This window comes from Pseudorhodoferax aquiterrae (assembly GCF_014652235.1).
Taxonomy (GTDB): Bacteria; Pseudomonadota; Gammaproteobacteria; order Burkholderiales; family Burkholderiaceae_C; genus Pseudorhodoferax; species Pseudorhodoferax aquiterrae.
The window spans coordinates 459,007-481,988 of the sequence record NZ_BMYK01000002.1; the positions used below are offsets into that span (position 1 = coordinate 459,007).

A 22,982-nucleotide genomic window follows, 5' to 3' on the forward strand; every position below is an offset into this window, starting at 1 on the left:
CTCGTTGTTGTTCATGCCGGCACCTCGATGCGCACGCGGAACACCCCGTAGCGCAGCCCGGCCCGGAAGCTGCCGCGCACATCGTGCAACAGCCCGAGCCGGGTGCGCACATTGTCCAGCGCCACGCCATGGCCGCTGGCGCCCTGCCCGGCCGGCACCGTGTTGACGACCGTGATGCGCACGGTGTCACCGCGGCGCTCGCTGGCGATGCGGATGTCCGCGCCCCTGTCGCTGGGTTCCACGCCGTGCTTGACGGCGTTCTCCACCAGCGGCTGCAGCAGCAGCGGCGGCAGCCGCACCTGGTCGGCCGCGGGATCCAGGGACCACTGCACGCGCAGCCGGCTGCCGAAGCGCACCTGCTCGATGGCCAGGTAGCGCTCGGCCAGCGCGATCTCCTCGCCCAGCGTGACCGATTCGCCGGGATCCTTGAGCACGTGGTGGAACAGGTCCGAGAGGTCTTCGAGCAAGGCCTCGGCCTTGGCCGGCTCCTCGCGCACCAGGGCGATGGCACTGTTGAGCGTGTTGAACAGGAAGTGGGGGCGGATGCGCGCCTGCAGTTCCGCCAGCCGCGCCGCCGTGGCCGCCGGCGTGCGCGCGCGCGCGCGCAGCCCCAGGCCGATCACGAGCAGCACCGACAGCAGCAGCCCCGTCACCGCGCTGGCCAGCCAGGGCGGGTCGGCCGCCACCCCCAGGCCCGCCAGCACCGCGCAGGCCACCAGCCCTGCCAGCGCGCCCAGCACCACGCCCACCGGGTAATGCGCCTGGCGGCCGAGCCGGCCGAGCCGGTGCTTGAGGCTGCAGGCCACCAGCAGCCACAGCAAGGTGGCGGGCATGGCGCCGGCCGTCAGCAGGGCCAGGCGCTCGGCCCATTGCCACAGGTTGTTGCTGCCGAACATGGCGCCCACGGCCATCACGGTTTCCACGAACAACACGGCGCGCAACACCACGCCGGGCTGGCAGGCATCGAACACCAGGACCGCATTCGCGCGCCCGCGCGCACGGCGGCGCGGGGTCGGCGCGGCGGGCTCCTGGAAGGTCGATAAAATTTGCGGCTCCTTCATGCGCAGGCTGCGGGGAGCGTTCGATTATGGTGCACCACTCCGCGCCCGACGCCGCGCCGGCGCCCGCCCCCATCTCTTGAGCCCACGGCATCCCATGTCCCACAACCAACTCGACCAGAAATCCCAGGCGTGGTCCGCGCTGTTCTCCGAGCCCATGAGCGATCTGGTCAAGCGCTACACCTCCAGCGTGTTCTTCGACAAGCGCCTGTGGCAAGCCGACATCGCCGGCAGCCTGGCCCATGCCGAGATGCTGGCGGCGCAGAAGGTCATCGGCGCGGACGACCTGGCCGCCATTCAGAAGGGCATGGCGCAGATCACGGCCGAGATCGAGTCCGGCCAGTTCGCGTGGAAGCTCGACCTGGAAGACGTGCACCTGAACATCGAGGCCCGGCTCACGCAGCTGGTGGGCGACGCCGGCAAGCGCCTGCACACGGGCCGCAGCCGCAACGACCAGGTCGCCACCGACGTGCGCCTGTGGCTGCGGGGCGAGATCGACCTCATCTCGGGCCTGCTGACGGACCTGCAGAAGGCCCTGCTCGACATCGCCGAGCGCAACGTAGACGTGATCCTGCCCGGCTTCACGCACCTGCAGGTGGCCCAGCCCGTGAGCTTCGGCCACCACATGCTGGCCTACGTGGAGATGTTCGCGCGCGATGCCGAGCGCATGGCCGACGTGCGCCGCCGGACCAACCGCCTGCCCTTGGGCGCGGCCGCGCTGGCCGGCACCAGCTACCCGCTGGACCGCGAGCGCGTGGCCCGGACGCTGGGCATGGTGGACATCGACGGGTACCCCGCGGTCTGCCAGAACAGCCTGGACGCGGTGAGCGACCGCGACTTCGCGATCGAGTTCACGGCCGCTGCCAGCCTGGCCATGGTGCACATCAGCCGCTTCAGCGAGGAGCTGATCCTGTGGATGAGCCAGAACTTCGGCTTCATCCGGATCGCCGACCGCTTCACGACCGGCAGTTCCATCATGCCGCAGAAGAAGAACCCGGACGTGCCGGAGTTGGCGCGCGGCAAGACGGGCCGCGTGGTCGGCCACCTGATGGGCCTGATCACGCTCATGAAGGGGCAGCCGCTGGCCTACAACAAGGACAACCAGGAAGACAAGGAGCCGCTGTTCGACACGGTGGACACCTTGAAGGACACGCTGCGCATCTTCGCCGAGATGGTGGGCGGCATCACGGTCATGCCACAGGCCATGGAACAGGCCGCTGCACGCGGCTACGCCACGGCAACCGACCTGGCGGACTACCTGGTCAAGAAGGGCCTGCCCTTCCGCGATGCGCACGAGACGGTGGCACATGCCGTCAAGGCTGCCACCTCGCACAACTGCGACCTGTCGGAGCTGCCGCTCACGGTGCTGCAGGGCTTCCACCCGGCCATCGAGAAGGACGTGTTCGACGTGATGAGCCTGCGCGGTTCGCTGCAGGCGCGCAGCACGCTGGGCGGCACCGCGCCAAGCCAGGTCCAGGCCCAGATCGCCCGGCACCGCGCGCGGCTGGGCTGAGCACAGGGGGCGTTGCGCGCAGCGCCCCCGCATCGCGTCACTTCTTGCGCAGCGCGCCCAGGGCCGCCTGGGTTTCGTTCCACAGGTCCATGCCCACCGTGGTGGCGATGCCTGCGTTCACCTGCGTGAGCTTGTCGCGCATGCGCGCGGCCTCGCTGGCCGGCAACTCGTTGATCTGCATGCCCTTGGCCTTGAGGTCGGCCAGCGCCCTGGCGCCTTCGGCGCGCGTGTCCTTGCGCTCGAAGTCGCGGCTGGCGAGCGCCGCGTCACGCAGCACCTTCTGCTCGTCCTTGGAGAGCTGGTCCCACCACTTCTTGCTGACCAGCACGATCCAGGGGCTGTACACGTGGTTGGTCACGCTGAGGTACTTCTGCACCTCGTAGAACTTGCTGGACAGGATGGTGTTGAAGGGGTTTTCCTGGCCATCGACGGTCCTGGTCTCCAGCGCGCTGAACAGCTCGGAGAAGGGCAGCGGCACGGCGTTGGCACCGAGCTGCTTGAAGCTGTCCAGGTAGACGTTGTTCTGCATCACACGCAGCTTGATGCCGCCGAGGTCTTCCAGCCTGGCGACCGGCCGCGTGCTGTTGGTCAGGTTGCGGAACCCGTTCTCCCAGTAGGCCAGGCCGACCAGTCCCTTGGCCTGCAACTGGTCCATCACCTTCTGGCCGATCGGGCCGTCCAGCACGGCGTCGGCCTCGCGGGTGTTGTTGAACAGGAAAGGCGTGTCCCACAGCGCCATTTCCTTGGTGATGCCGACCAGCGTGGCGGTGGAGCCGACCATCATCTCCTGCGCGCCGCCGACCAGGGCCTGCTGCATCTGGGTGTCCGGGCCAAGCGCGGCGGCGCCGATGGCGCGCACGCGCATCTTGCCGCCCGAGGCCTTTTGCACCGCCTCGGCGAAGACCTTGGCGGCGCGGCCCTGGTTGCTGTCCTCGTTCAGGCCGTAACCGAAGCGGATGATGCGCGGCTTGATGTCCTGGGCGGCGGCGATGCCGGACGCGGCCAGCGTGGCGGCGGCGCAGGCGAGAACGAGGGAACGGCGCAGGAATGGCATGGGGAAGTCTCCTTCGGAAGCGAACAGGAAGCTGGTCAGCGGAACCACGCGATGGGCGCGATGACGAGCTGGGGGAACAGCACGAACGTGAACAGGATCAGCGTGTACGTGATGAGGAAGGGGTTGACGCCGCGGATCACGTCGACGAGCGACATGCGCCCCACGCCGGCCACCACGTTGAGCACGGTGCCCACCGGCGGCGTGATCAGGCCGATGGTGCCGTTCAGCACGAACATCAGGCCGAAATACACGGGGTCGATGCCGGCCTTGACGGCGATCGGCAGCATCACAGGCGCCAGGATCAGGATGGTGGGCGTGAGGTCCAGCGCCGTGCCGATCAGGATCAGCACCAGCATCATCACGAGCATCAGCAGGCGCGGCTGCTCCACCAGCGGGCCGAGCCAGTTGCCCAGCACGCCGGGCAGGTCGGCCAGCGTGATCATGTAGCTGGCCACCTGGGCGCCCGCGCACAGGAACATCACGATGGCGGTGGTCTTGGCGGCGCGCACGAGCACGCCCTCGATCTCGCGCAGGCGCATCTCGCGGTGCACCACGAGCGCGACGAACAGCGCATAGAACGCGGCCACCACGGCGGCCTCGGTCGGCGTGAACACGCCGGTCTTCATGCCGCCGATGATGATCACCGGCATCAGCAGCGCCCAGAAGGCGCGGCCCGTGGTGCGCAGCCGCTCGCGCAGCGGCAGCGCGGCACCGGCGGGCAGGTCGAGCCGGCGCAGCACGAGCTTCCACGCGACGATCAGGCCCAGGCCCATGATCAGGCCCGGCACGATGCCGGCCAGGAACAGCGCGGAGATCGAGGTGTTGGTCGTGACGCCGTAGATGATCAGTGGCATCGACGGCGGGATGATGGGGGCGATGATGCCGCCCGAGGCGATCAGCCCGGCCGAGGTGTTCATCGGATAGCCCTGCAGGCGCATCATGGGCAGCAGGATGGTGGCAAGCGCCGCGGTGTCGGCCAGCGCCGAGCCGCTCATGCTGGCCATCAGCACGGCCGCGCCGATCGCGACGAAGCCCAGCCCGCCGCGGATGTGGCCGACCCAGGCCTGGGCCATGTCGATGATGCGCCGGCTGATGCCGCCCGCGTTCATGAGCTCGCCGGCCAGGATGAAGAAGGGCACGGCCAGCAGCGGGAAGCTGTCCACGCCGGCCACCAGGTTCTGCGCCAGCAGCTGCGTATCCCAGAAGTCCAGCGCCCAGGCCATGCCGGCGCCGGTCAGCACCAGGGCCAGGCCCATGTTCATGCCGATGCCCATCAGCACGAGCATGCCGACGGTGAAGACCACGAAGGCCAGTGCTTCCGGGCTCATTCGATGTCTCCGCCATGGCCCAGCTGCAACGGGGTGCCGCGCAGCAGTTCGGTGCAGGCCATGGCGCCGATGGCGACCGCGCACAGCAGTGCCGGCAGCGGCTGCAAGGCCGTGGAGTAGCCGAGCACGACGGAATGGCTGTCCAGCCCCACCAGCACCTGCTGCCAGGCGCCGCGGGCGAGCAGCACGCAGGCCAGCAGCACCAGCAGGCGGATCACGACGGTGGCGGCGCGGAATGCCAGCGGCCGGCCGCGCAGCAGGCCCACCAGGCCCGTGAAGGCCATGTGCTCGCCGCTGCGGTAGGCCAGCGTGGCGCCGATGAACACCACCCAGATGAACAGCAGGCGCGAGAGCTCCTCGCTGGCGGCCACGCCGCCGCCGAAACCGTAGCGCAGCACCACGTTCAGGAACACCACCACGGCCATCACGCCCAGGCAGGCCGCCATCACACGGTAGAAAAAGCGCTCGATGCCGCTCGCCGGAGCGTCGGCGGTCAGTGCGTCAGGGGTTGGCTCAGCCATGCATGGATCTCTTGTTGAAGTTGTGCGAGCGGCGCCATGGCGTCCAGCCGCAGCACGCCGGGCTCGCCGGTCGGCACCTCCAGCGTGGCGAACTGGCTGTCTACCAGCGAGGAGGAAAAGAAATGCGTGGCGGCGCGCGCCTGCACGCGGGCCAGCGCGTCGTCGCGCGCGATGTCCAGGTAGGCGAAGCGCAGGCCCGGCAGGGCCTGGCGCAACCGCTCGCGGTAGGCCCGCCGCAAGGCCGAGCAGGTCAGCACCACGCCGCGCCCGGCATGGGCGGCCAGTTGCTCGCCCAGCGTGGCCAGCCAGCCCTGGCGGTCCGCATCGGTCAGCGCGATGCCCTGGCTCATCTTGTGGCGGCTGGCCTCGCTGTGGAAGCTGTCGCCCTCGATCAGCACCGCCCCCTCGGACTGCGCGACCAGCGCCCCCAGGCTGGACTTGCCGCAACCGGCCACCCCCATCACCACCAATCCGTCAATCATTTGGACAGCGCTATCCCAAAAAACCAAAAAGAAAGACCCAGAAAACAACTCCGCTGTCACGCAAGCGACAAAGCGTCTCCAAGTCTTTGGACAGCGCTATCCTAATGAAGAAACTGGCAATGCCATCCAAGGGATAACCCTGGGTCGGCGTTCGCGTATGCTCCGCGGCCCATGGCCAGTTCCGTCCCCCGCGCGCGCTCCACAGGTCGGGTGACCCTGGACGATGTCGCCCATGCGGCGGGCGTGAGCCCGATCACCGTGTCGCGCGCGCTGCGCGGCGAGCGCGCGGTGGCGCCCGAACTAGTCGAGCGCGTGCGCGCCGCCGCGCTCAAGCTCGGCTACGTGCCCGACCCCGCAGCCCGCGCGCTGGCCTCGCGCCGCAGCACCCACGTGGCGGTGCTGATCCCCATGCTGTCCAACGCCCTGTTCGTGGACATGGTCGAGGCGATCCAGCGGCGGCTGCGCCCGGCCGGCTACCAGACGCTGATCGGCATCACCCACTACGACGCCAACGAGGAGGAGCAATTGCTGCGCGAGCATTTGCTGCACCGCCCCGCCGGCCTGTTGGTGACGGGGCTGGAACGCACGCCCGCCACGCGCGCGCTGATCGCCAACAGCGGCGTGCCCTGCGTGCACCTGATGGAGACCTCGACCGATCCTGGGGTCCACAGCGTGGGCTTCGGCCAGGCCGATGCCGCCGCTGCGATGACGCGCCATCTGCTCGAACGCGGCCGCCGGCGCATCGCGTTCGCGGCGGCGCAACTGGACGCGCGCACGCTGCAGCGCCTGTCGGGCTGGCGCGCGGCGCTGACGCAGGCCGGCCTGTACGACCCGGTGCTGGAGTGGCGCAACCCCGCGCCCTCCTCGCTGGCGCTGGGCGCCCTGCTGTTCGAGCAGATCGCGGCGCACCGGCCCGCGGTGGACGCGGTGTTCTTCTGCAACGACGACCTGGCCCAGGGCGCGCTGCTGGCCGCCATGCGGCTGCGCATCGCGGTGCCGCGCAAGGTGGCCATTGCCGGGTTCAATGACCTGACCGGCAACGATCAGATGCTGCCGCCGCTGACTTCCGTGCGCACGCCGCGCGCGGAGATCGGTAGCGCCGGCGCCGACATGCTGCTGACGCTGATGCAGGGCGGCCGCCCGCCCAGCCACACCGTGGACCTGGGCTTCGAACTGGTGGTGCGCGCCAGCACCTGAGGGCGCCGAGCCGAGTACCTGGCCGCCGTACGGGTTTGCGCCGCGGCCGCGGCCAGGCAAGGCTCCTACACTCGCGGCTCCGATCCGGGCCCGGTCCCGCGCGGGCTACAACCAAGGGGCAGCCATGTCGACGACATCTTCCCGCACCACGATTGCGCGCCGCGTCTCCCTGCTGGCCAGCAGTGCCGTCGCGGCCATGCTGGTCGCCATCTGCGGCGTGCTGTCCTGGGTGCTGACCCAGCAGGCCTACCAGCGCACGCTGGACTACATGGCCAGCGAGGCCGGTGCGGTCGCCCGCATCGCCGACGCGCTGGACCGCACCGCGCGCGATTCGGCCCAGAAGCTGTACGAGGTGTTCGGCACGGAGTACCGCGGCGCGTTCACGTTGCCCGGGCCGGGCCAGTTGATGCTGGACGGCAAGCCGCTGGCGGGCGACTTCGAGCGGGTCGACCGCTTCGCGCGCACCACCGGCGGCGTGGCGACGATCTTCGCGCGCAAAGGCGACGATTTCCTGCGCGTGGCCACCTCGCTGACCAAACAGGACGGCACGCGCGCTGTCGACACGCTGCTGGGCCTGCAGCATCCGGCCTACGCGCGCATGCTGGCCGGCGAGAGCTACGTGGGCATGGCCCAGTTGTTCGGCGTGCCCTACATGTCGCGCTACCAGCCCGTGCGCGACGCCGCGGGCCAGGTGGTGGGCATCCTGTTCATCGGCTTCAACATGCAGGGCCTGCGCCAGGAACTGGTCGCGCTCAGCGAAGAAAAGCGCTTTCTGGGGGACGGTGGCATGTACCTGCTCGACCCCGGCCGCACGCCGGCCGATGCGCTGCTGCTGGCACATCCCAGCGCCAAGGGCCGCAAGCTGGCCGAACTGCTGCCCCCGGCCCGGGCCGAGGCACTGCTGACCGCCCTGCCTGCGGCACCCCAGGGTGTACTGCAGGGGCAGCCGGCGGTGCAGGACCCGGCCCGCACCGACCCCATCGCCGTCGCGGCGCGCAGCCAGGCCACCGGCTGGTGGGTGGTGGCCGAGGCTTCGCGGGCGCAGGCCCTGGCCGCCCACAACGCCACGCTGGCCTGGCTCTGGGGGCTGATGCTGGCGGCCGTGGTGCTGACGGGCCTGGGCGTCACGCTGCTGCTGCGCCGCATGGTCGGCCAGCCCTTGCTGCAGCTCAATGCGCAGCTGGCCGCCATCGCGGGCGGTGACCTGTCGCGGGCCGCGTCCAGCACCCGGCGCGACGACCTGGGCCTGCTGGCCGAGGGCGTGGACAGCATGCGCCAGCAGCTGGCGCACACCATCACCGAAGTGCGCGCCGTCAGCGAGGGCGTGGACACGGCCAGCGCCGAGGTCAGCGCAGGCAGCCGCGACCTGGCACAGCGCACCGAGCAGTCGGCCAGCCAGCTGGAGGAAACCGCCAGCGCGCTGGAGCAGCTCACGTCGTCGATGAACCAGACGGCAGACGCCGCGGCCCAGGGCAGCCAGCTGGTGCAGGCGTCCAACCAGTCCGTGCAGCAAGGGCACCGCACGGTGCAGCAGGTCGTGGGCACGATGGCGCAGATCCGCGAGGCCAGCGGCGCCATCGGCGAAATCACCAACACCATCGACTCCATCGCCTTCCAGACCAACATCCTCGCGCTGAACGCCGCGGTCGAGGCCGCACGCGCCGGCGAGCAGGGTCGGGGCTTCGCCGTGGTGGCCAGCGAAGTGCGGCAGCTGGCGCAGCGCAGTGCCGAGGCCGCCAAGCAGATCAAGGCCTTGATCACCTCCAGCGGGCAACAGGTGCAGGATGGCGCGGCCCGCGCCGAGGAAGCGGGACGCGCCATGGGCGAGATCCTGGACAGCGTGGGCCGCGTGTCCGGCCTGATCACCGAGATCGCCGCGGCCGCGCGCCAGCAGGCGCAGGGCGTGCAACAGATCAACCAGGCCGTGGCGCAGCTGGACCAGAGCACACAGCAAAATGCGGCCCTTGTGGAGCAAAGCACCGCCGCGGCCGAAAGCCTGCGCGACCAGGCCGGCCGCCTGGTTCAGCAGGTTGCCAATTTCCGGCTCTGAGCGGCGCTGCCCTCCCGCCACCGCAACACGACAGGCCCGCCCCATGACCCGTATCGACGACCCCACCCACGACCAGGAAGCCGGCGCGCGCGACAGCACGCAGGACACCACGCGCATCGACGACGTGCGCATCTCGGCCGTGCGCCCGCTGATCTCGCCAGCACTGCTGCTCGACGAGCTGCCCGTGCCACCGGCCGTGCAGACCCTGGTCGAGCAGAGCCGGCTGGCGATCGCCGACATCCTGCACGGCCGCGACGACCGGCTGGTGGTGGTCACCGGCCCCTGCTCCATCCACGACCATGGCCAGGCCATGGCCTACGCCCAGCATCTGAAAGCGCTGCAGCCCAAGGTCGAGAAGGAGCTGCTGCTGGTCATGCGCGTGTACTTCGAGAAGCCGCGCACCACGGTGGGCTGGAAGGGTTACATCAACGACCCGCGGCTCGATGGCAGCTTCCGCATCAACGAGGGCCTGCGCAAGGCGCGCGAGCTGCTGCTGGAGATCGGTGCCCTGGGCCTGCCCACCGGCAACGAGTTCCTGGACCTGCTGAGCCCGCAGTACATCGCCGACCTGATCGCCTGGGGTGCCATCGGCGCGCGCACCACCGAGAGCCAGAGCCACCGCCAGCTGGCCTCGGGCTCGAGCTGCCCGATCGGCTTCAAGAACGGCACCGACGGCGGCGTGCAGATCGCCGCCGACGCCATGGTCGCGGCGCGCGCGCCGCATGCCTTCATGGGCATGACCAAGATGGGCCAGGCCGCCATCTTCGAGACGCGCGGCAACCCGGACTGCCACGTGATCCTGCGCGGCGGCAACAAGGGGCCCAACTACGAGGCCGAGCATGTGGATGCGGCCTGCGCCGTGCTCAAGAAGGCCGGCCTGCGCGAGCAGCTCATGGTGGACTGCTCGCACGCCAACTCGTCCAAACAGCACGCACGCCAGATCGTCGTGGCCGAGGACGTGGCGCGCCGCATCGCGGCCGGCGAGCGCCGCATCACGGGCCTCATGATCGAGAGCCACCTGGAGGAAGGCCGGCAGGACTTGAAGCCCGGCGAGCCGCTGCGCTACGGCGTGTCGGTCACGGACGCCTGCATCGGCTGGGCGCAGACCGAGCCGGTGCTGCGGCAGCTGGCGGAGGCGGTGCGGCAGCGGCGCTCCGGCGGCCCGGCGAAGATGTAACAACCGGGAACTTTGGTGTGCACAGGTCCTCCCCCTGTGCCATGTCCTTTGCATTCCCCATTGTTCTCCGCATCTTCGTCGCAGTCCTCGCGCTGCAATCCTTCGGCGCCTGGGCGCAGCAGTACGTGAGCATCACGGCGCGCGAGGCCAACATGCGCTCGGGCCCCGGCACCCAGCACGCCGTGCAATGGTCGCTGAGCCGCGGCTACCCCCTGCAGGTGGTGGCCCGCCGCGGCGAATGGCTGCAGGTGCGCGACTTCGAGCGCGACACGGGCTGGGTGCACCGCAGCCTCACGGGCAAAGCCACGCACAAGGTCGTGCGCGCCTCCGTCGCCAACCTGCGCGCGCAGCCGCGCACGGGTGGCAAGCTGCTTGGAAAGATCGAGCGTGGCGAGATCGTGCAGCGCCTCGCGCGCCGCGGCGACTGGGTGCAGGTGCAGCGCGAAGGCGGGCAACGCGGCTGGGTCGCCGGCCGGCTGCTGTGGGGCGGATAGCCCACTTGTGTATCGTGCGGTGATGCACCGCCGCACCCTCCTGCTTGCCGCCCTGGCCGCAGCCCACCGTGCCCACGCCCTGCCGCCGCTGACGCTGCAGTTCCCGCGCGACCTGGGCAGCCACCCCGACCTGCGCACCGAGTGGTGGTACATCACGGGCCAGGCCAGCAGCGCCGGCCGCCTGTTCGGTTTCCAGCTGACCTTCTTCCGCTCGCGCGTGGACGCCGCGCAAGCGCTGCGTTCGCGTTTCGCGGCCCGGCAGTTGCTGTTCGCGCATGCCGCCATCACCGACCTGGAAGGCAAGAAGCTCTGGCACGACCAGCGCATCGCGCGCGCCGGCTTCGGCATCGCAGAGGCCAGCGAAACCGATACCGGCGTGAAGCTGCAGGACTGGCAGCTGCTGCGCGCACCCGACGGCACGCTCACGACCGAACTGCCGGCGCAGGACTTCGGCCTGCACCTGCGCTTCTCCGAAACCCAGCCCTTGCTGCTGCAGGGCCGGGCCGGCCTGTCGCGCAAGGGGCCCGACCCTGCACAGGCCAGCTACTACTACAGCGTGCCGCAGCTGGCCGTCGATGGCACGCTGGTGCTGCAGGGCCGGCGCTTCGCCATCGATGCGCAGCCGGCCGAACCCAGCCTGCGCAGCCGCGCCTGGCTGGACCATGAATGGAGCGAGGCGCTCATGCATCCCGAGGCCGTGGGCTGGGACTGGATCGGCATGAACCTGTTCGACGGCGGGGCGCTGACGGCCTTCCACCTGCGCCGTGCCGATGGCTCGGGCCTGTGGGACGGCGGCTCGTTCCGCGCAGCGGGCCAGCCCGCGCGCATCTTCGGCCAGGCCGAGGTGCGCTTCACGCCGCGGCGGTGGTGGAGCAGCGCGAGCAGCCAGGCGCGCTATCCGGTCGAGTGGCAGGTGGACACGCCGGCCGGTGTCTTCACCGTGCGCGCGCTGCTCGATGCGCAGGAGCTCGACAGCCGCGGCTCCACCGGCGCGATCTACTGGGAGGGTCTGTCGGATCTGCTCGACGCGCAGGGCCGCCTGGTCGGCCGCGGCTACCTCGAGATGACGGGCTACGCGCAGCGGCTGCGGCTGTAGCCCCCGCCCTCAGGTCTTCTTGGCGCGCTGCAGCAGCGCGATGATCTCGCCCATGATGCCGCGGCGGAAGGCCAGCACGCAGACGACGAAGATCAGGCCCGTGACCATGGTCACGGACTCGCCCAGCGTGGTGAACCACTCGATGCCGGTCAGCGAAGCCAGGCCATGGCCCATCTCGCCGATCTTGTTCTCCAGCAGGATCACGACGGCTGCGCCGACCAGCGGGCCCGACAGCGTGCCCAGGCCACCCACCAGCGTCATCAGGATCACGCCGCCCGAGGCCGTCCAGTGCACGTCGGTCAGTGTGGCGAAGCCCAGCACCAGCGTCTTCAGCGAGCCGGCCAGCCCGGCCAGCGCGGCCGACAGCACGAAGGCCAGCAGCTTGAAGCGGTGCGTGTCGTAGCCCAGCGAAACCGCCCGCGGCTCGTTCTCCTTGATGCCTTTCAAGACCTGGCCGAACGGCGAGTGGATGGTGCGCACGATCAGCGCGAAGGCCGCCACCACGATCACCAGCGTCACGAAGTACATGGCCAGGTCGCTCTGCAAGGACAGCACGCCGAACAGCTTGCCGCGCGGCACGCCCTGCAGGCCGTCCTCGCCGCCCGTGAACTTGGCCTGCAGCGCGACGAAGAACACCATCTGCGCGAGCGCCAGCGTGATCATCGAGAAGTAGATGCCCTGGCGCCGGATCGCCAGAAGGCCGAACAGCAAGCCCAGCAGTGCGCCCGTGGCCGTGCCCAGCACCAGGCCGATCTCGGGTGTCAGGCCCCAGACCTTCATGGCGTGGCCGGCGATGTAGGCCGAGCCGCCCAGGAAGGCGGCGTGGCCGAACGACAGCAGGCCTGTGTAACCCAGCAGCAGGTTGAAGGCCGAGGCGAACAGCGCGAAGCACAGCAGCTTCATCATGAAGACCGGGTAGGCGCCCACGAAGGGGGCGGCGACCAGCGCCAGCAGCAACAGGCCGTAGCCGATGGAGCTCTTGCTCATTTCTCTTTCCCGAACAGACCCGCGGGACGGATCAGCAGCACGATGGCCATGATGATGAAGACCACCGTCGACGAAGCCTCCGGATAGAACACCTTGGTCAGCCCTTCGATGACGCCCAGGCCCAGCCCCGTGAGGATGGAGCCCATGATGGAGCCCATGCCGCCGATCACGACCACGGCGAAGACCACGATGATGAGGTTCTGCCCCATCAGCGGCGAGACCTGGATCACGGGCGCGGCCAGCACGCCGGCCAGCGCCGCGAGCGCGACGCCGAAGCCGTAGGTCAGCGTGATCATGAGCGGCACGTTGACGCCGAAGGCTTCGACCAGGCGCGGGTTCTCGGTGCCGGCGCGCAGGTAGGCGCCGATGCGCGTCTTCTCGATCAGGAACCAGGTTGCCAGGCACACCACGAGCGAAGCCACGACCACCCAGGCGCGGTAGTTGGGCAGCATCATGAAGCCCAGGTCGGTCGCGCCGGTCAGCGCGTCCGGCGTGTCGTAGGACAGGCCCGAGACGCCGTAGACCGAGCGGAACGCGCCCTCGATCAGCAGCGTGAGGCCCAGCGTGAGCAAGAGGCCGTAGAGATGGTCGAGCTTGTAGATCCAGCGCAGCAGCAGCCGCTCGATCAGCACGCCGAACACGCCCACGATGAGCGGCGCGGCGACGAGCATGACCCAGTAGCTGATCTCGAAGTAGTTCATCGCCATCCAGGTCACGATGGCGCCCATCATGAACAGCGCGCCGTGCGCGAAGTTGATGACGTTGAGCAGGCCGAAGATCACCGCCAGGCCCAGGCTCAGGATCGCGTAGAACGAGCCGTTGACCAGGCCCAGCAGCAGCTGGCTCAGCAGGGCGGGCAGAGAAATCGTCATGAAACGGTCAGATCACTTCCAGAGCGCGCACTTGGACTCGGCCTTGGTCGTGAAGACCTCGTCGCCCTTGAGCTTGGTGACGACCTTGTAGTAGTCCCAAGGCTGGGTGGACTCGGCCGGCGTCTTGACCTGCATGAGGTACATGTCGTGCACGAAGCGTCCATCCGGGCGCACCACGCCCTTGGCGTAGAAGTCGTCGATCGGCGTCTTCTTGATGTACTCCATGATCTTGTCGGCATCCAGCGTCTTGGTCGCCTGCACGGCCTTCAGGTAGGTCGTCGTGGCCGAGTAGTTGGCGGCCTGGATGTCGGTCGGCATGCGCTTGGTCTTCTCGAAGAACTTCTTGCCGAAGGCGCGCGTCTTGTCGTCCAGGTTCCAGTCCCAGCTGGTGGTCAGCAGCAGGCCGGAGGTGCTCTTCAGGCCCAGGCTGTGCACGTCGGTCACGAAGACCAGCAGGCCGACCATCTTCATGGTCTTGTCGATGCCGAACTCCTTGGCCGCCTTGAGCGCGTTCTGCGTGTCGCCGCCGGCATTGGCCAGCGCCAGCACCTGGGCCTTGGAGTTCTGCGCCTGCAGCAGGAAGGAGGAGAAGTCCGACGCGTTCAGCGGGTGCTTGACGCTGCCCAGCACCGTGCCGCCCTTTTCCTTGACGACCCGGGATGCGTCGGCTTCCAGCGCAGCGCCGAAGGCGTAGTCCGCGGTCAGGAAGAACCAGTTCTTGTCGCCGCGCGCGATGACCGCGCTGCCCGTGCCCTTGGCCAGCGCCACGGTGTCGTAGGCGTAGTGCACGGTGTAGGGGCTGCACTGCTCGTTGGTCAGCGCCGAGCTGCCCGCACCGTTGACGATGTAGACGCGCTTTTTCTCCTGCGCGACCTTGGCCATGGCCAGGCCGGCCGACGAGGTCGTGCCGCCGACCAGCATGGACAGGTTCTGCGTGTCCATCCACTCGCGCGCCTTGCTGGCGGCGATGTCGGCCTTGTTCTGGTGGTCGGCGGTCAGCAGCTCGATGGGCAGGCCGTTGACCTTGCCGCCGAAGTCGTCGATCGCCATCTGGATCGCCGTGGCGCCGCCCTTGCCGTCCACGTCGGCGTACAGGCTGGACATGTCGGTGACGAAGCCGATGCGGACCTTGTCCTGGGCCTGTGCCGCGCCGGTGGCGAACAAGGTCGCCAACACCAGGGCGGAGAGCGGGAACTTGGCAGTCATATGCAATCTCGGAATCGAAGAATGGAACAGGGAACGGCGCTCACTTCCAGAGCGCGCACTTGGTCTCGGCCTTGGTCGTGAACACCTGCTCGCCCGGCAGGGTCTTGATGACCTTGAGGTAGTCCCAGGGCTTGCTGGATTCCTTGGTCGACTTGACCTCGACCAGGTACATGTCGTGCACGAAGCGGCCGTCGGCGCGGATCTGGCCCTTGCCGAAGAAGTCGTTGACGGGGGTCTTCTTGAGCTGCTCCATGACCTTGTCGGCATCCACGCTGCCGGCCGCCTGCACGGCCTTGAGGTAGGTCGTGGTGGCGGAGTAGTCGGCGGCCTGGATGTCGGTGGGCATGCGCTTGGTCTTGTCGAAGAACTTCTTGGCGAAGGCGCGCGTCTGGTCGTTGAGGTCCCAGTACCAGCTGGTGGTGTGCAGCAGGCCCTCGGTGTTGCGCAGGCCCAGGCTGTGGATGTCCGACAGGAACACCAGCAGGCCGGCGGTCTTCATGGTCTTGTTGATGCCGAATTCGCGTGCCGCCTTGATCGAGTTGATCGTGTCGCCGCCCGCATTGGCCAGGCCCAGGATCTGCGCCTTGGAGTTCTGCGCCTGCAGCAGGAAGGACGAAAAGTCGGACGCGTTCAGCGGCGTGCGCACGGCGCCCACCACGGTGCCGCCCTTCTCCTTGACGACGCGCGTGGTGTCGGCCTCCAGCGCGTGGCCGAAGGCGTAGTCGGCCGTCAGGAAGAACCAGCTCTTGCCGCCGGCATCGACCACCGCCGCACCCGTGCCCTTGGCCAGCGCCACGGTGTCGTAGGCGTAGTGCACGGTGTAGGGGCTGCACTGCTCGTTGGTCAGCGCCGAGGTGGCCGCGCCGTTGTTGAAGTAGACGCGCTTCTTCTCCTGCGCCACCTTGGCCATGGCCAGCGCCGTGCCCGAGTTGGTGCCGCCGAAGACCATGGTCAGGCCGGCCGTGTCGATCCACTCGCGCGCCTTGCTGGCGGCGATGTCGGCCTTGTTCTGGTGGTCGGCCGTCATGAGCTCGATGGGCTGGCCCAGCACCTTGCCGCCGAAGTCGTCGATGGCCATCTGGATCGCCGTCGCGCCGTTCTTGCCCTCCACGTCGGAGTACAGGCTGGACATGTCGGTGATCAGGCCGATCTTGACCTGGGCGGCGGCACCGGTGGCAAAGCCCGCGGCAGCAAGCGCCAGGCACAGCGTGGTCAGGGTACGGTTCATGGCAGTCTCCTTGGAAATGGTGATCGGTGCCGGCGTCAAACGCCCAGCAACTCGTGCAGCACGGGCATCTTCTGTTCGAGCTCGGCCGCGGCGAAATGCTCCACCATGCGGCCGTGCTCCATCACGTAGAAACGGTCGGCCAGGGGCGCGGCGAAGCGGAAGTTCTGCTCGACCATGACCACCGTGTAGCCCTTGGTGCGCAGCGTGGTGATCATGCGCGCAAGCGCCTGCACGATCACGGGCGCCAGGCCCTCGGAAATCTCGTCGAGCAGCAGCAGCTTGGCGCCCGTGCGCAGGATGCGCGCCACGGCCAGCATCTGCTGCTCGCCGCCCGACAGCCGGGTTCCCTGGCTGTTGCGGCGCTCGGCCAGGTTGGGGAACATGGTGTAGATCTCGTCCAGCGACATGCCGGCGCCCATGCCCTTGAGCGCGGGCGGCAGCAGCAGGTTCTCCTCACACGAGAGGCTGGCGAAGATGCCGCGCTCTTCGGGGCAGTAGCCCACGCCGAGGTGCGCGATGCGGTGCGTGGCCAAGCCGATGGTTTCGGTGCCGTGGATGCGCACCGAGCCCTCGCGCCGGCCCGTCAGGCCCAGCACGGCACGCATGGTGGAGGTGCGGCCCGCACCGTTGCGGCCCAGCAGCGTGACGACCTCGCCGGGGTGCACCACCATGTCCACGCCATGCAGCACATGCGATTCGCCGTACCAGGCCTGCAGTCCCTTGATTTCCAGTGCCGGTACGGACATCAATGCGCCCCTTGCAGTTCGCCGTCGACGGTGCCCATGTAGGCCTCCATGACCTGGCGGTTGCGCGAGACCTCGGCGTAGGGCCCCTCGGCCAGCACGGCACCGCGCTGCAGCACCGTGATGGTGTCGGCGATGGTGGAGACCACGCCCATGTTGTGTTCGACCATGAGGATGGTGCGGCCCTGGCTGACTTTCTTGATGAGCTGCGCGACGCGGTCCACGTCCTCGTGGCCCATGCCCTGCGTGGGTTCGTCCAGCAGCATGAGTTCGGGCTCCATCGCCAGCGTCGTGGCGATCTCCAGCGCGCGCTTGCGGCCGTAGGGCAGGTTCACGGTGACCTCGTTCGCCATGTCGGCCAGGCCGACCTGGTCGAGCAGGGCCACGGCCTGGCCGTTGAGACGGTCCAGCTGCTTCTCGCTCTTCCAGAAGTGGAACGACCAGCCCAGCTTGCGCTGCAGGCCCAGGCGCACGTTCTCCAGCAGTGTGAGGTGCGGGAACACGGCCGAGATCTGGAACGAGCGGATCACGCCGCGCCGCGCGATCTGCGCCGGCTGCTCACGCGTGATGTCGTGGCCGTTGAAGGTGATGGTCCCCGTGGTCGGTTCGAGGAACTTGGTGAGCAGGTTGAAGCAGGTGGTCTTGCCGGCACCGTTGGGACCGATCAGCGCATGGATGCTGCCGCGTTGGACCGCGAGGTTGACCTTGCTGACGGCAGTGAAGCCCTTGAACTCTTTCGTGAGGTCCCTGGTTTGCAGAATGATGTCCGCCAATTTCGCCTAGCCTTCCGCCGTTGCCGCGTTGGTTCGTTCGCACGGCCGTTGCCGGCCTTGCACTGCGGCGCACTGTATGCGGCGACATCTGTGCAAAGCACTAGGACAAACGCCAATGCTGCACTGCGATATTGCCCAGAGATTAGGCAAAGCGGCCGGGCTTTGTCGCCCGGCCGGCAAGCTTGACGCGAAGCTGACAGAACGCGCTCAGTGCGCGCCTGCAGCGGCCTCCGCGCCGCCGGCGCCACCGCGTTGCGGACGGGTGAGCCAGACCAGCGGAATCAGCAGCATGAACAAGGCCGCCGAGGCATAGAACACGTCGTTGGCCGCGAGCATGAAGGCCTGCTGGTCGACCACGCGGTTGAGCTGCGCGAGCGCCTGGTCGGCGTTCATGCCCGCGTTGCGGTAGACCTGCAGCGCCTGCTGCGTGGCCTCGCTGCCGCGCTGCACGTACTCGACCAGTTGCGCATGGTGCAGGGCCGCGCGGTTCTCCCAGACCGTGGTGGCGACCGAGGTGCCGATGGCGCCCGCCGTGATGCGCGCGAAGTTCGACAAACCGGATGCCGCGGGAATGCGGTCCGGCGTGATGCCCGACAGCGTGATCGTGGTCAGCGGAATGAAGAAGAAGGCCATCGCGACGCCCTGGATCACGGTGGGCACGAGGATGGTGAACATGTCGGCCTGCGTGGAGAAGCGCGAACGCATCCACAGCACGAGGCCGAAGGTCAGGAAGGCGAAGGTCACGTAGCGGCGCGGGTCGACCTTGGCCACCGTCCTGCCGACGATGGGCGAGAGGATGATGGCCATCAGGCCCACGGGCGCGGTAACCAGACCGGCATCGGTGGCGGTGTAGCCCATGTACTGCTGCAGCCACAGCGGCAGCAGCACCACGTTGCCGAAGAACAGCCCGTAGGCGACCGAGGTGGCCAGCGTACCGCCCCAGAAGTTGCGCCGCGCGAACAGCCGCAGGTCCACCACGGGATGGTCGGCCGTGAGCTCCCAGACCAGGAACACCGCGAAGGCGATCAGGAACACCACGCCCAGGCCCACGATGAGGTCGGAGTGGAACCAGTCGTACTCCTTGCCCAGGTCCAGCATCATCTGCAGCGAAGCGATCCAGACCACGAGCAGCGCCAGGCCGGTGGCATCGATCGGCAGCTTGCGCGTCTGGCTTTCGCGGCTGGTGTAGATGCGCCAGGCCCCGAACGCCGCGAGCAGGCCCACCGGCACGTTGATGTAGAAGATCCAGGGCCAGGACATGTTGTCCGTGATCCAGCCGCCCAGCAACGGCCCCATCACGGGCGCGACCAGTGTGGTCATGGCCCACATGGCCATCGCGGTTCCGGCGAGCGCGGGTGGGTAGCTCGCCAGCAGCAACGACTGCGACAGCGGGATCATGGGCCCGGCGACGAAGCCCTGCACCGCCCGCAGCGCGATCAGCATGGGCATGGTGGGCGCCAGGCCGCAGGCCCAGGAGGCCAGCACGAACAGCAACACGCTGGCCACGAACAGGCGCACCTGGCCGAAGCGCTGCGACAGCCAGCCCGTGAGCGGCACGGCGATCGCGTTGGCGACGGCGAAGCTGGTGATGACCCAGGTGCCCTGGTTGGGACTCACGCCCAGGTCGCCGGCGATGGCCGGCAGCGAGACGTTGGCGATGGACGTGTCCAGCACGTTCATGAAGGTCGCGGCCGACAGCGCGACCGTGCCCCACATGCGGGCGCTGCCCTGCAGTGGTGGCGGGCGGACGAAGGAAGCGGTGCTCATGGCGCAGCGGGCCTGCCGTCCTCAGTGGGCGGCCTGGGCCGTCTGCAGGGACGTGGCACGGGCGGGCGCGCGCGCCACCGGCGCCTGGGCGCGCGCGGCGGGCCCGACGTTGGCCGCAATCACGCGGCGCACCTGCTCGTCGGCGCCGCGTGCGTCGGCCGCGTACACGGCCGTGGCGGCCAGCGGCGCGCTGCGCGGGGCTTCGGCCAGCGTGGGGCCGTCCTTGTGCGTGATGTCCACGGTCACGTCCATGGACAGGCCCACGCGCAGCGGGTTGGCCGCCAGTTGCTGCGGGTCGAGCGCAATGCGCACGGGCACGCGCTGCACCACCTTGATCCAGTTGCCGGTGGCGTTCTGCGCCGGCAGCAGTGCGAAGGCGGCCCCCGTGCCCACGCCCAGGCCCTGGACGGTGCCCTTGTACTCGACCTTCTTGCCGTACACGTCCGCCGTCAGCTTGACGGGCTGGCCGAGGCGGATGTTGCGCAACTGCACTTCCTTGAAATTGGCGTCCACCCAGAGCTGGTCCAGCGGCACCACCGACATCAGCGGCGTGCCCGCGGCCACGCGCTGGCCCAGCTGCACGCTGCGCTTGGCGACATAACCCGAGACCGGCGCCGGCAGCGCCGCGCGCTGCGTGGCCAGCCAGGCTTCGCGCACCTTGGCCGCGGCGGCCAGCACGCTGGGGTGCTGCTCCACGCTCGTGCCTTCGGTCATGGACTGGTTGCTGGCCAGCTGTTCGCGCGCGGCCGCGGCCGCGGCCTGGGCCGACTGCACGCCGGCCTCGGCCGCCGCCAGCGCGCTCTTGGCGCTGGCCAGCGTGGTCTGGGCATGGTGCAGTTCTTCGCGCGAGACCGCGCCGTTGCCGGACAGCGCCTGGCGCCGGTTCAGGTCGTCGTTGGCGCGCGCCACCTCGCTCTGGGCGCGGCCGATCTCGGTGCGTGCCCGCACCACGTCGGCATCGCGCAGCGAAACCTGGGCGCCGAGCGCGCCGTTGTTGGCGTACAGCGTGCGCACCTGGCGCACGGTCTGGGCGAGCTGGGCCTCGGCCTGCTCCAGCGCGACGCGGCCGTCGGCCGGGTCCAGCTGCACCAGCGGCTGGCCGGCCTGCACGCGGTCGGTGTCGTCGGCCAGGATGGCCATCACGGTGCCGCCGATCTGCGGCGTGATCTGCACGAGGTTGCCCTGCACGTAGGCGTTGTCGGTCTCCTCGTAGTGGCTGGCGACCAGCCATTCGTAGGCGGCCAGGCCCAGGCCGGCGACGACGACGACCGCGGCGATGGCGGTCAAGGCCTTCTTGCGCTTGTTCGGGGCAGCGGGTTCGGAAGCAGCGGCGGGTGTTGTGGTGGTGTTCATGGTGATCGGGTCCGGAAGGAAAAGGCGGCTCAGCGCGTGTTCTGGGCCAGTGGCGTGGCGGGTGCGGCATCGACCGTGACGCCGCCGCCCAATGCGTGGGCCAGCTGGGCCTGCACGTCGAGCGCGCGGGCGGCCAGTTCGACCTGCTGGCGGCGCTGGGCCAGCACGTTGGATTCGGCGGTCAGCACCTGCAGGTAGTTGCCCAGGCCCGCGCCGTAGCGCTGTTTGGCGATGGCGTAGGCGCCCTCGGCGGCCTCCTGCGCGGCGCGCTGCTCCTGCTGCTGCACGGCCACCGAGCGCGCCGAGACGAGCTGGTCGGCCACCTCGCGCACGGCGCCGACGATGGCGCCGTTGTAGCTTTCCACGGCGGCGTCGACATCGGCAGCCTTGCCGCGCAGGTTGGCGCGCAGCCGGCCCGCGTCGAAGAGCGGCAGGCGCAGCGCCGGGCCGATGCCCCATTGCAGGCTGCCGGCCTCGAGCAGGTTGGACAGGCCGATGCTGGACAGGCCCGCGAAGCCGGTCAGGCTGATGTTGGGATAGAACTGGGCGCGCGCGGAATCCACGTCGCGCGTGGCGGCCTCGACGCGCCAGCGCGCGGCCTGCACGTCAGCGCGGCGGCCCAGCAGGTCGGCCGGAAGGGCCGTCGGCAGGCTGGGCACCTGCAGGCGCGCCAGCGAGGGCGCGGCGTCCTGCAAAGCGGCCGGCGGCAGCGCCGCGAGCGCGGCCAATGCGTGGCGCGCGAGCTGGATCTGCTCGCGCAGCGCTTCGATCTGCTGGCGCGCCTCGGGCAGGCCACCCTCGGCCTGGCGCAGTTCCAGCCGCGTGTCCAGGCCGGCGTCGAGCCGGTCCTTCACCAGGGCCAATTGCTCGCCGCGCTGGGCCAGCGTGCGCTCCGCCACGGCCAACTGGTCCTGCGCACGGGCCAGCTGCAGCCAGCCGCGCACGACCTGCTGGGCCAGCAGCGCACGCGCGGCCTGGGCGTCGGCTGCGGCCGCGCGGGCCCCACCCAGGGCCGCGTCGAGCGCGGCGCGGTTCTTGCCGAAGAAATCGAGCTCCCAGCTGCTGGACAGTTGCAGCAGGCCGTTGTTGCGCACGGAGCCGGCCAGCGGCGCGGGCACGGCGCCGTTTTCGGTATAGCGCTGGCGCGTGATGTCCGCACCCAGGCCGACTTGCGGCAACAAGGCAGCATCGGCCACCTCGGCCACGGCCAGGGCGCGGGCCAGCCGTGCCTGCGCCAGCCCCAGGCTGGGACTGCCGGCCAGGGCCTGGTCGACGAGCCGGTCGAGCGCGGGATCGCCATAGGCGCGCCACCATGCGGCCTCGACGGCAGGCGCGGTGGCCGCGGTGGGCGCGGGCACGCCGACCGTGGAGGCGTCGCGCAGCTGCGCCCGTGGCGCGATGCCCGAGGGGTTGGCGCAGGCCGCCAGGGCCAGCGCCAGAGCGGCCGCCAGCGTCAGGCGCAGGCTTGGAGCGGATGTCATGGGTTCTTCTTTCCGGCGCAGCCCTGCTGCGCGTTGTCCAGGATGCGGGAGAGGAAGCTCTTGAGCAGCAGCCATTCCTCGCGCGAGAAGCCGGCGAGGTAGGCGTTCTGCACGCGGCTTAGTGCCACGGGGATTTGTTCGGCCACGGCCTTGCCCTGCTCGGTCAGCGCCAGGCGCACCACACGGCGGTCTTCCGAGGAGCGCTCGCGCTGGCACAGGCCCTTGGCCTCGAGCCGGTCGAGCAGGCGCGTCATGGCGCCCGCGTCGAGTTCGCACAGCCGCGCGAGCTCGGCCACGGTGGCACCACCCGGATGCACGGCCAGCTTGAACAGCGGAATCCACTGTGCATGCGTGAGGCCGGTGGATTCCAGTTCGCGTTCCACCGCCAGCGCCACCAGGGACATGATGCGGCGCATCAGGTAGCCCACGCTGTCGCTCGGGTTGTAGGTCGTGGGCGCGTAGAAATCGGCCGGCGGCGGGCGGCCAGCGGCGGTGGGCACGGGCTTGTGCGAGGGTCGTTCGTCCATGGGCGCGAATTTAATTGCCTAGGCAATTATTGTCAAGGCTGTTTTTGTCATGACAATTTCCGCAGTCCCGGCTGG

At 69.4% G+C, this 22,982-nt stretch carries 21 protein-coding genes; 6 read left to right on the forward strand and 15 right to left on the reverse strand.

Annotated elements, in window-relative coordinates; translation table 11 throughout:
- Positions 1-11: 11 nt before the first annotated feature.
- Positions 12-1,061: a sensor histidine kinase gene (locus IE209_RS04845; protein ID WP_189685823.1), complete on the reverse strand. Its 1,050-nt coding sequence runs from the start codon at positions 1,059-1,061 to the stop codon at positions 12-14.
- A gap of 94 nt (positions 1,062-1,155) precedes the next feature.
- On the opposite strand from IE209_RS04845, the gene argH reads away from it, so the two are divergent.
- Positions 1,156-2,571: an argininosuccinate lyase gene (gene argH / locus IE209_RS04850; protein ID WP_189685824.1), complete on the forward strand. Its 1,416-nt coding sequence runs from the start codon at positions 1,156-1,158 to the stop codon at positions 2,569-2,571.
- A 37-nt stretch (positions 2,572-2,608) separates the two neighbouring features.
- Here argH and IE209_RS04855 read toward each other — a convergent pair whose 3' ends face one another.
- From IE209_RS04855 to IE209_RS04870, 4 genes are read right to left on the reverse strand one after another with little or no spacing between them, the layout of a single operon-like run.
- On the reverse strand, positions 2,609-3,625 hold the full coding sequence (locus tag IE209_RS04855) for a TRAP transporter substrate-binding protein (protein WP_189685825.1): 1,017 nt from the start codon (positions 3,623-3,625) through the stop codon (positions 2,609-2,611).
- A gap of 35 nt (positions 3,626-3,660) precedes the next feature.
- Positions 3,661-4,953, reverse strand: coding sequence for a TRAP transporter large permease (locus IE209_RS04860; protein WP_189685826.1), 1,293 nt, complete (start codon positions 4,951-4,953; stop codon positions 3,661-3,663).
- Positions 4,950-5,474, reverse strand: coding sequence for a TRAP transporter small permease (locus IE209_RS04865; protein ID WP_189685827.1), 525 nt, complete (start codon positions 5,472-5,474; stop codon positions 4,950-4,952). Before IE209_RS04865 ends, IE209_RS04860 begins: the two co-directional genes overlap by 4 nt.
- Positions 5,447-5,956 carry a gluconokinase gene (locus tag IE209_RS04870; RefSeq protein WP_229882691.1) on the reverse strand — a complete coding sequence of 170 codons (510 nt, stop codon included), beginning with the start codon at positions 5,954-5,956 and terminating at the stop codon, positions 5,447-5,449. Before IE209_RS04870 ends, IE209_RS04865 begins: the two co-directional genes overlap by 28 nt.
- Positions 5,957-6,127: 171 nt before the next feature.
- On the opposite strand from IE209_RS04870, the gene gntR reads away from it, so the two are divergent.
- The 5 genes from gntR to IE209_RS04895 all read left to right on the forward strand — a co-directional run bounded on the left by gntR (position 6,128) and on the right by IE209_RS04895 (position 11,970).
- Positions 6,128-7,153: an HTH-type transcriptional regulator GntR gene (gene gntR / locus IE209_RS04875; RefSeq protein WP_189685828.1), complete on the forward strand. Its 1,026-nt coding sequence runs from the start codon at positions 6,128-6,130 to the stop codon at positions 7,151-7,153.
- 124 nt (positions 7,154-7,277) lie between these two features.
- The gene (locus IE209_RS04880) at positions 7,278-9,203 is read left to right on the forward strand and encodes a methyl-accepting chemotaxis protein (protein ID WP_189685829.1); all 1,926 of its coding nucleotides are present in this window, start codon (positions 7,278-7,280) and stop codon (positions 9,201-9,203) included.
- A gap of 43 nt (positions 9,204-9,246) precedes the next feature.
- Positions 9,247-10,380, forward strand: coding sequence for a 3-deoxy-7-phosphoheptulonate synthase (locus tag IE209_RS04885; protein WP_189685830.1), 1,134 nt, complete (start codon positions 9,247-9,249; stop codon positions 10,378-10,380).
- Between the two features lie 41 nt (positions 10,381-10,421).
- Positions 10,422-10,874: an SH3 domain-containing protein gene (locus IE209_RS04890; protein ID WP_189685831.1), complete on the forward strand. Its 453-nt coding sequence runs from the start codon at positions 10,422-10,424 to the stop codon at positions 10,872-10,874.
- Between the two features lie 22 nt (positions 10,875-10,896).
- On the forward strand, positions 10,897-11,970 hold the full coding sequence (locus tag IE209_RS04895) for a lipocalin-like domain-containing protein (protein WP_189685832.1): 1,074 nt from the start codon (positions 10,897-10,899) through the stop codon (positions 11,968-11,970).
- 9 nt (positions 11,971-11,979) lie between these two features.
- Here IE209_RS04895 and IE209_RS04900 read toward each other — a convergent pair whose 3' ends face one another.
- The 10 genes from IE209_RS04900 to IE209_RS04945 form a co-directional block, all read right to left on the reverse strand.
- Positions 11,980-12,957 carry a branched-chain amino acid ABC transporter permease gene (locus tag IE209_RS04900; protein WP_189685833.1) on the reverse strand — a complete coding sequence of 326 codons (978 nt, stop codon included), beginning with the start codon at positions 12,955-12,957 and terminating at the stop codon, positions 11,980-11,982.
- The gene (locus tag IE209_RS04905) at positions 12,954-13,829 is read right to left on the reverse strand and encodes a branched-chain amino acid ABC transporter permease (RefSeq protein WP_189685834.1); all 876 of its coding nucleotides are present in this window, start codon (positions 13,827-13,829) and stop codon (positions 12,954-12,956) included. Before IE209_RS04905 ends, IE209_RS04900 begins: the two co-directional genes overlap by 4 nt.
- Positions 13,830-13,841: 12 nt before the next feature.
- Positions 13,842-15,035 (reverse strand): ABC transporter substrate-binding protein, encoded by a 1,194-nt coding sequence (locus IE209_RS04910; RefSeq protein WP_189685835.1) that lies wholly within the window; start codon positions 15,033-15,035, stop codon positions 13,842-13,844.
- A 40-nt stretch (positions 15,036-15,075) separates the two neighbouring features.
- Entirely contained in the window at positions 15,076-16,263 is a 1,188-nt protein-coding gene (locus tag IE209_RS04915; RefSeq protein WP_189685836.1) for an ABC transporter substrate-binding protein, read from the reverse strand.
- Positions 16,264-16,298: 35 nt separating this feature from the next.
- The gene (locus tag IE209_RS04920; protein ID WP_189685837.1) at positions 16,299-17,009 is read right to left on the reverse strand and encodes an ABC transporter ATP-binding protein; all 711 of its coding nucleotides are present in this window, start codon (positions 17,007-17,009) and stop codon (positions 16,299-16,301) included.
- The gene (locus IE209_RS04925; RefSeq protein WP_189685838.1) at positions 17,009-17,779 is read right to left on the reverse strand and encodes an ABC transporter ATP-binding protein; all 771 of its coding nucleotides are present in this window, start codon (positions 17,777-17,779) and stop codon (positions 17,009-17,011) included. The genes IE209_RS04920 and IE209_RS04925 overlap by 1 nt, the downstream gene beginning before the upstream one ends.
- A 207-nt stretch (positions 17,780-17,986) precedes the next feature.
- The gene (locus tag IE209_RS04930; protein WP_189685839.1) at positions 17,987-19,546 is read right to left on the reverse strand and encodes a DHA2 family efflux MFS transporter permease subunit; all 1,560 of its coding nucleotides are present in this window, start codon (positions 19,544-19,546) and stop codon (positions 17,987-17,989) included.
- A gap of 21 nt (positions 19,547-19,567) precedes the next feature.
- Entirely contained in the window at positions 19,568-20,899 is a 1,332-nt protein-coding gene (locus tag IE209_RS04935) for an HlyD family secretion protein (protein WP_189685840.1), read from the reverse strand.
- A gap of 29 nt (positions 20,900-20,928) precedes the next feature.
- Positions 20,929-22,380: an efflux transporter outer membrane subunit gene (locus tag IE209_RS04940; protein WP_189685841.1), complete on the reverse strand. Its 1,452-nt coding sequence runs from the start codon at positions 22,378-22,380 to the stop codon at positions 20,929-20,931.
- Positions 22,377-22,907, reverse strand: a complete 531-nt coding sequence (locus IE209_RS04945) for a MarR family winged helix-turn-helix transcriptional regulator (protein ID WP_189685842.1) — start codon at positions 22,905-22,907, stop codon at positions 22,377-22,379. Before IE209_RS04945 ends, IE209_RS04940 begins: the two co-directional genes overlap by 4 nt.
- Positions 22,908-22,982: the final 75 nt, after the last annotated feature.

Bases quoted from the DNA above. Each gene is read 5' to 3' on its own strand.
- IE209_RS04845 (WP_189685823.1), bottom strand. From the start codon at position 1,061: ATGAAGGAGCCGCAAATTTTATCGACCTTCCAGGAGCCCGCCGCGCCG.
- argH (WP_189685824.1), top strand. From the start codon at position 1,156: ATGTCCCACAACCAACTCGACCAGAAATCCCAGGCGTGGTCCGCGCTG.
- IE209_RS04855 (WP_189685825.1), bottom strand. From the start codon at position 3,625: ATGCCATTCCTGCGCCGTTCCCTCGTTCTCGCCTGCGCCGCCGCCACG.
- IE209_RS04860 (WP_189685826.1), bottom strand. From the start codon at position 4,953: ATGAGCCCGGAAGCACTGGCCTTCGTGGTCTTCACCGTCGGCATGCTC.
- IE209_RS04865 (WP_189685827.1), bottom strand. From the start codon at position 5,474: ATGGCTGAGCCAACCCCTGACGCACTGACCGCCGACGCTCCGGCGAGC.
- IE209_RS04870 (WP_229882691.1), bottom strand. From the start codon at position 5,956: ATGATTGACGGATTGGTGGTGATGGGGGTGGCCGGTTGCGGCAAGTCC.
- gntR (WP_189685828.1), top strand. From the start codon at position 6,128: ATGGCCAGTTCCGTCCCCCGCGCGCGCTCCACAGGTCGGGTGACCCTG.
- IE209_RS04880 (WP_189685829.1), top strand. From the start codon at position 7,278: ATGTCGACGACATCTTCCCGCACCACGATTGCGCGCCGCGTCTCCCTG.
- IE209_RS04885 (WP_189685830.1), top strand. From the start codon at position 9,247: ATGACCCGTATCGACGACCCCACCCACGACCAGGAAGCCGGCGCGCGC.
- IE209_RS04890 (WP_189685831.1), top strand. From the start codon at position 10,422: ATGTCCTTTGCATTCCCCATTGTTCTCCGCATCTTCGTCGCAGTCCTC.
- IE209_RS04895 (WP_189685832.1), top strand. From the start codon at position 10,897: ATGCACCGCCGCACCCTCCTGCTTGCCGCCCTGGCCGCAGCCCACCGT.
- IE209_RS04900 (WP_189685833.1), bottom strand. From the start codon at position 12,957: ATGAGCAAGAGCTCCATCGGCTACGGCCTGTTGCTGCTGGCGCTGGTC.
- IE209_RS04905 (WP_189685834.1), bottom strand. From the start codon at position 13,829: ATGACGATTTCTCTGCCCGCCCTGCTGAGCCAGCTGCTGCTGGGCCTG.
- IE209_RS04910 (WP_189685835.1), bottom strand. From the start codon at position 15,035: ATGACTGCCAAGTTCCCGCTCTCCGCCCTGGTGTTGGCGACCTTGTTC.
- IE209_RS04915 (WP_189685836.1), bottom strand. From the start codon at position 16,263: ATGAACCGTACCCTGACCACGCTGTGCCTGGCGCTTGCTGCCGCGGGC.
- IE209_RS04920 (WP_189685837.1), bottom strand. From the start codon at position 17,009: ATGTCCGTACCGGCACTGGAAATCAAGGGACTGCAGGCCTGGTACGGC.
- IE209_RS04930 (WP_189685839.1), bottom strand. From the start codon at position 19,546: ATGAGCACCGCTTCCTTCGTCCGCCCGCCACCACTGCAGGGCAGCGCC.
- IE209_RS04935 (WP_189685840.1), bottom strand. From the start codon at position 20,899: ATGAACACCACCACAACACCCGCCGCTGCTTCCGAACCCGCTGCCCCG.
- IE209_RS04940 (WP_189685841.1), bottom strand. From the start codon at position 22,380: ATGACATCCGCTCCAAGCCTGCGCCTGACGCTGGCGGCCGCTCTGGCG.
- IE209_RS04945 (WP_189685842.1), bottom strand. From the start codon at position 22,907: ATGGACGAACGACCCTCGCACAAGCCCGTGCCCACCGCCGCTGGCCGC.